4 protein-coding genes are annotated in these 6,718 nt (G+C 65.9%); 3 read left to right on the forward strand and 1 reads right to left on the reverse strand.

Annotated features, from left to right (window positions below):
• Positions 1 to 181 precede the first annotated feature (181 nt).
• Entirely contained in the window at positions 182 to 940 is a 759-nt protein-coding gene (locus tag EOA33_RS19355; protein ID WP_126054310.1) for a DUF502 domain-containing protein, read from the forward strand.
• Here EOA33_RS19355 and recG read toward each other — a convergent pair.
• Positions 892 to 3,000: an ATP-dependent DNA helicase RecG gene (gene recG / locus EOA33_RS19360; RefSeq protein WP_127406309.1), complete on the reverse strand. Its 2,109-nt coding sequence runs from the start codon at positions 2,998 to 3,000 to the stop codon at positions 892 to 894. The two genes, EOA33_RS19355 and recG, sit on opposite strands and share 49 nt — an antisense overlap.
• 92 nt (positions 3,001 to 3,092) lie before the next feature.
• Between recG and EOA33_RS19365 the strand changes: the two genes are divergently transcribed.
• The gene (locus tag EOA33_RS19365) at positions 3,093 to 3,380 is read left to right on the forward strand and encodes a succinate dehydrogenase assembly factor 2 (protein ID WP_126059061.1); all 288 of its coding nucleotides are present in this window, start codon (positions 3,093 to 3,095) and stop codon (positions 3,378 to 3,380) included.
• A 13-nt stretch (positions 3,381 to 3,393) separates the two neighbouring features.
• A partial coding sequence (gene mfd / locus EOA33_RS19370; RefSeq protein ID WP_127406310.1) for a transcription-repair coupling factor occupies positions 3,394 to 6,718 on the forward strand: 3,325 nt, incomplete at its 3' end.

The following is a 6,718-nucleotide window of genomic DNA, read 5'->3' on the forward strand; positions in this document are numbered from 1 at the left end:
CCTATTTCACCGCAGTGTTCATGGGCACCGACGTCGACCAGCCGCGCAATCTGGCGAAGTCGGTGACGGTGGAGTAGCTGAATCTGCGCCGTTCCGCCGCGGGCGCTCTTTAAAAACTTCGCAGTTCCAAACCGTGTCGCGGTTCACTAATGTTGCGGCGCAACCTGCGCTGCGGTGATCCATGTCCGACGCCCCGAAGACCTCAGGCATGACCCGGCTCAGGAATTATTTCCTGACGGGCTTCATTGTTTGCGCGCCGCTGGCGATTACCGCCTATATCGCCTGGTCCTTCATCCGCTGGGTCGATTCCTGGGTGAAGCCCTATATCCCGCTGCGCTACAGCCCGGACACCTATCTGCCGTTCCCGGTTCCCGGCTTCGGTCTCATCGTTGCGCTGGTGCTGATCACGCTGATCGGCTTCATGACCGCCAACATCGTCGGCCGCGCCATTGTCAATTTCGGCGAGCGGCTGCTTGGCCGCATGCCGCTGGTGCGCGGCATCTATGGTTCGCTGAAGCAGATTTTCCAAACGGTGCTCTCGAACAAGGGCGACATGTTCCGCCAGGTCGGGCTGGTCGAATATCCGCGCAAGGGCATCTGGTCGCTGGTCTTCGTCGCCAGCGAGAAGGAAACCGAGATCAACCAGAAGCTCGACCAGGAAGGCGACCCGCTGATTGCGGTGTTCATGCCGTGCACGCCGAACCCGACCACCGGCTTCCTGATGTATGTGCTGAAATCCGATATCGTGCTGCTCGACATGACAATCGAGGACGGCGCCAAGCTGATCGTTTCGGCCGGACTGGTGGCGCCCGAGGTGAAGAGCAAGCTGGTGACCGTAAACGGCGAGCAGATCGAGGGCACGCTCGCCAATCCGCCGATAGGCGCCGGGCCTCAGCCGGCGCGCAGCAGGCGCACGGCCTCGTCACGGCCGAACAGGTAGAGCAGCAGGCGCAGCGCCTCGCCGCGTTCGGACTGCAGTTCCGGATCGCGTGACAGGATCAGCCTGGCGTCGTCGCGCGCGGCCTCGAGAAGATCGGCATGCGCCTCGATGCGCGCCACCTGGAAACCCGGCGTGCCGGACTGGCGCGTGCCCAGCAACTCGCCTTCGCCGCGCAGTTTCAAATCTTCTTCGGCGATCAGGAAGCCGTCCTCGGTCTCGCGCATTACCGACAGGCGGCGCTTGGCCGTCTCGCCGAGCGGGTCCTTGTAAAGCAGCACGCAGGAGGAGGGCTTGTCGCCGCGCCCGACGCGGCCGCGCAACTGATGCAGTTGGGCAAGACCGAAGCGCTCGGCATGCTCGATGACCATGATCGTGGCGTCCGGCACGTCGACGCCGACTTCGATGACGGTGGTGGCGATCAGGATGCGTGTCTCCCCCTGCTTGAAGGCGCGCATCGCCTCGTCCTTCTCGGCACCCTTCATGCGGCCATGCACGAGGCCGATCTGGTCGCCGAAGAGCGGCTTCAGCGAGGCGAAGCGATCCTCCGCCGACATCAGCTTGACCTCTTCGGATTCCTCGACCAGCGGGCAGATCCAATAGATCTTCTGGCCGTCAGCGACGGCGTCGCGCATGCGCCCGACCAACTCGTCCAGCCGCTCCAGCGGCAGCGTGACGGTGCGGATCGGCTGACGGCCGGCGGGTTTCTCGGTCAGCTTGGAGACATCCATGTCGCCAAAGGCGGTCAACACCAGCGTGCGCGGGATCGGCGTTGCCGTCATCACAAGCATGTCGGGCGCGTCGCCCTTGGCGGTGATGGCAAGCCGCTGGTGGACGCCGAACCGGTGCTGCTCGTCGACGACGGCCAGGACGAGATCGTGGAACGTGACCGATTCCTGGAACAGGGCGTGCGTGCCGACGACGATGTCGATCTCACCGCTGGCCAGCCCCGCCAGTGTCTCCGTGCGCTCGCGACCCTTTTCGCGGCCGGTGAGGATGGCGGTGCGCAGGCCTGCCTTTTGCGCCAGGGGCGCGATGGTTGCCAGGTGCTGGCGCGCCAGGATTTCGGTCGGCGCCATCAGCGCCGCCTGGCCGCCGGCCTCGACGGCGCGCGCCATGGCAAGGAGTGCCACCACCGTCTTGCCGGAGCCGACATCGCCTTGCAGCAGGCGCAGCATGCGCTCCGGGTCGGCGAGATCGGCAAGGATTTCGGCGAGCGCGAATTCCTGCGAAGGCGTCAGCGAGTAGGGGAGTGCTTCGCGCAGCTTTTCGACGACGCTGCCATCGCCGGTCAGCGGCCGGCCGGACAGCCGGCGGATCCTGGCTCGCACCAAAGCGAGGGACACCTGGCCGGCCAGCAGCTCGTCATAGGCAAGCCGCCGCCACGCCACCCCCTCGACCGCCACGTCGATCGGGTCTGCCGGATAGTGGATGCCGGCAAGCGCATCGGCGAAGGGTGGAAATGTCTGGCGGCGCATGAAGGCGTCGTCCTGCCATTCCGGCAACTCCGGCAGGCGGCCAAGCGCCTGGCCGATGGCACGGCGCAGCACCTTGCCCGAGAGACCGGCGGTGAGCGGATAGACCGGCTCGACCAGCGGCAGGTTTTCCGCTTCGCCGGCCAGCGCGATGTGGTCGGGGTGGACCATGGTCGGGCGGCCGTTGAACCATTCCATGCGGCCCGAGATGACGACATGCTCGCCCACCGGCATCGACTTTTCGAGATAAGCGGCGTGGGCATGGAAAAAGGTCAGCGCGATCTCGCCGGTGTCGTCATGGGCGTAGACCCGGTACGGCACCGACCTGTTACCACGCGGCGGCGGCTGGTGGCGGTCGATGCGTACCTCGAGGGTGACGATCGCGCCTTCGGCGGCAAGCGCTATGCCCGGCCGGTTGCGGCGGTCGATCACTGTGTGCGGCAGCACGAACAAAAGGTCGCCGGCGCGCGCGGCGCGGTCGCCGAGATCGGCGGCCACTACCTTTTCGATCAACATGCCTACCTTCGGCCCGACGCCGGCAAGCGAGGTGATCGGGACGAACAGCGGATCGAGCAGGGAAGGGCGCATGTTGTCAGCTTATGTCGCGACAACCATTGCGCAAGGCTGACATCGCCCTCTATCCACGCTATATGCGCCGCTTCAGCAAGGGACGCGGCGCCATGACCGGGACACAACGATCAAGCGAGGGGCTGGATGCCCGCCGCCGCAAGCTCCTGTTCCGCTCCTGGCATCGCGGCATGCGCGAGATGGACCTGATCCTGGGCTCCTTCGCTGATGCCGAGATCGGTGACTTGACCGATGCGGAAATCGACCAATATGAAAAGCTCCTTGAAATCCCCGACACCGAATTCCTGCCTTTCATCACCGGCGAACGTCCGGTTCCGGCCAACATCGACTGCGCTGTCCTGCAAAAGATCCTGGCGTCGCGCCGGACCATGACATTTTGAAAAACGCATACAAATGAGCCTTATTCCCTCCATCGGCCTGCCGAAGGGCCGCGCCGGCCAGTTCATCGTCGACGGTGTCGCCGACGGCTACGAAGCTTTCGCGCTGGTGCAGACGGCGCTTGAGATCGCGCCCGAAAAGCCGGTGCTGTTCGTGGCCCGCGACGGGCAGCGCCTGCCGGCGATCACCGAGGCGCTGGCCTTTGCCGCGCCTGGCCTGCCGGTGCTCGAACTGCCCGCCTGGGACTGCCTGCCCTACGACCGCGTCTCGCCGGGCTCGGATGCGGCGGCGCGGCGGCTCGACGCGCTGGCCGCCATGATCGCGTTGGCGAGGAAGCCGCATCGCGCCGTGATCCTCACCACCGCCAACGCGCTGCTGCAGCGCATCCCGCCGGCCGATCTCATCGAAGCCCAGACCTTCCACGCCAGGCCCGGCAACCAGATCGACATGAAGGCGCTGGTGTCGCGGCTGGAAACCTCCGGGTTCGAGCGGGTGCCGACCGTGCGCGGCGTCGGCGAGTTCGCGGTGCGCGGCGGCATCCTCGACCTCTTCGCGCCCGGCTGGAGCGAGGCGCTCAGGCTCGATTTCTTCGGCGACACGCTGGAATCGATCCGCGTCTTCGACGCCGCCACGCAGCGCACCACCGGCCAGCGCAAGTCGATGGCGCTGCAGGCGATGAGCGAAGTGGCGCTGACGCCGGAGACGATCAGCCGCTTCCGCCGCGCCTATATCGAGGCGTTCGGCGCGCCGTCGCGCGATGACGGGCTCTATGCCGCGGTCAGCGAAGGGCGGCGCTTTGCCGGCATGGAGCACTGGCTGCCGTTCTTCTACGAGCGGCTGGAGACGGTGTTCGACTACCTGCCTGACGTGCCGGTGGTCTTCGACCATCTGGCGCATGAGGCGCTGGCCGAACGCCACACGCTGATCCTCGACCACTACGAAGCGCGCCGCAAGCAGGCCGACGGTGCGTTGAAGGACGCGGTGCCCTACAAGCCGGTGGCGCCGGACCTGCTTTATCTCTCGCCGGAGAATCTCAAGGCGTCTCTCGGCCCGCGCGAAGACATCGACTTCACCGTCTTCGATGCGCCCGATGTGGGGGGCAAAAAGGTTTTCCATGCCGGTGCGCGGCATGGCCGCAGCTTCGCCGAGGAACGCGCCGATCCCAACACCAACGTCTTCGATGTCGTGGTGAAGCACATCGCCGACGAGCGCGCAGCGCGCCGCCGCGTCGTCATCGCCGGCTGGACCGAAGGCTCGCTCGACCGGCTCGGCCAGATCCTGGCCGAGCATCATCTTGGCAATTTGAAGCCGGTGGCGACGCTTGCCGAGGCGGAAAAGCTCGAGCCGGGGCAGGCGGGCCTTGCCGTGCTGCCGCTCGAATCCGGCTTCGAGACCGAGAGACTGGTCGTCGTTGCCGAGCAGGACATCCTCGGCGACCGGCTGATCCGCCGCTCCAAGCGCAAGAAGCGCGCATCAGACTTTATCGCCGAAGCCTCGTCGCTGTCGTCTGGCGATATCGTCGTCCATACCGACCACGGCATCGGCCGCTTCATCGGCCTGCGCACGATCGAGGCGGTCGGTGCGCCGCATGACTGCTTGGAAATCCACTATGCCGGCGACGACCGGCTGTTCCTGCCGGTCGAGAACATCGAGCTTCTGTCGCGCTACGGCTCGGATTCGGCCGAGGCGACGCTGGACAAGCTCGGCGGCGGCGCCTGGCAGTCGCGCAAGGCGCGGCTGAAGCGGCGCCTGGTCGACATGGCCGGGCAGCTGATCCGCATCGCGGCAGAGCGGCAGATGCGCTCGGCGCCCGCCATGATCCCAGCCGAAGGCCTCTATGGCGAGTTCTCCGCGCGCTTCCCATATGAGGAGACCGACGACCAGCAGGGCGCGATCGATTCCGTCATGGACGATCTCGGCGCCGGCAAGCCGATGGACCGGCTGGTCTGCGGCGACGTCGGCTTCGGCAAGACCGAGGTGGCGCTGCGCGCCGCGTTCATCGCCGCCATGGAAGGTTTCCAGGTCGCCGTGGTGGTGCCGACTACCTTGCTGTCGCGCCAGCATTTCAAGACCTTCTCGCAGCGCTTTTCCGGCCTGCCGATCCGCGTCGCGCAGGCGTCTCGGCTGGTCGGTTCCAAGGAATTGGCCGAGACCAAGAAAGGCATTGCCGAGGGCACGGTCGACATTGTCGTCGGCACCCATGCGCTGCTGGGTTCCGCGATCTCGTTCAAGAATCTCGGCCTGCTGATAATCGACGAGGAGCAGCATTTCGGCGTCAAGCACAAGGAGCGGCTGAAGGACCTGAAGAGCGACGTGCACGTGCTGACGCTGTCGGCGACGCCGATCCCGCGCACGCTGCAGTTGGCGCTGACCGGCGTGCGCGAACTGTCGCTGATCGCCACGCCGCCGGTCGACCGCATGGCGGTGCGCACCTTCATCTCGCCCTTCGATCCGCTGGTGATCCGCGAGACGCTGCTGCGCGAGCGCTATCGCGGCGGCCATTCCTTCTATGTCGTGCCGCGCATCAGCGACTTGACCGAAATCCATGATTTCCTGAAGCAATCGGTGCCGGAGCTTAAAGTGGCGGTGGCGCATGGTCAGATGCCGCCGGGCGAGCTCGACGACATCATGAACGCCTTCTATGACGGACAGTACGACGTGCTTCTGTCGACCACCATCGTCGAATCCGGCCTGGACATCCCGACCGCCAACACGCTGGTCATCCATCGCGCCGACATGTTCGGCCTGTCGCAGCTCTACCAGCTTCGCGGCCGCGTCGGGCGCTCGAAGGTGCGCGCCTACGCGCTGTTCACGCTGCCGGCCAACCGCAAGCTTACCGACACCGCCGAGCGGCGGCTGAAGGTACTGCAGTCGCTCGACACGCTCGGCGCCGGCTTCCAGCTCGCCAGCCACGACCTCGATATCCGCGGCGCCGGCAATCTTCTGGGCGAGGAGCAGTCCGGCCACATCAAGGAGGTCGGCTTCGAGCTCTACCAGCAGATGCTGGAAGAGGCGGTGGCCGAGGTGAAGGATTCCGGCGAGGTGCAGGACGTTGGCTGGTCGCCGCAGATCGCCGTCGGCACGGCGGTGATGATCCCGGAAAGCTACGTCCCGGACCTGCAGCTCAGGCTGGCGCTCTACCGCAGGCTCGGCGACCTCGAAAGCACCGAGGAGATCGACGCCTTCGGCGCCGAGCTGATCGACCGTTTCGGACCGCTGCCGGAAGAGGTGACGCATCTCTTGAAGATCGTCTTCATCAAGGCGCTTTGCCGCAGGGCCAATGTCGAGAAGCTCGACGCCGGCCCCAAAGGCGTCGTCATCCATTTCCGCAAGCGTGAAT

Origin of the sequence: Mesorhizobium sp. M4A.F.Ca.ET.050.02.1.1 (assembly GCF_003997725.1) — a bacterium.
Taxonomy (GTDB): Bacteria; Pseudomonadota; Alphaproteobacteria; order Rhizobiales; family Rhizobiaceae; genus Mesorhizobium.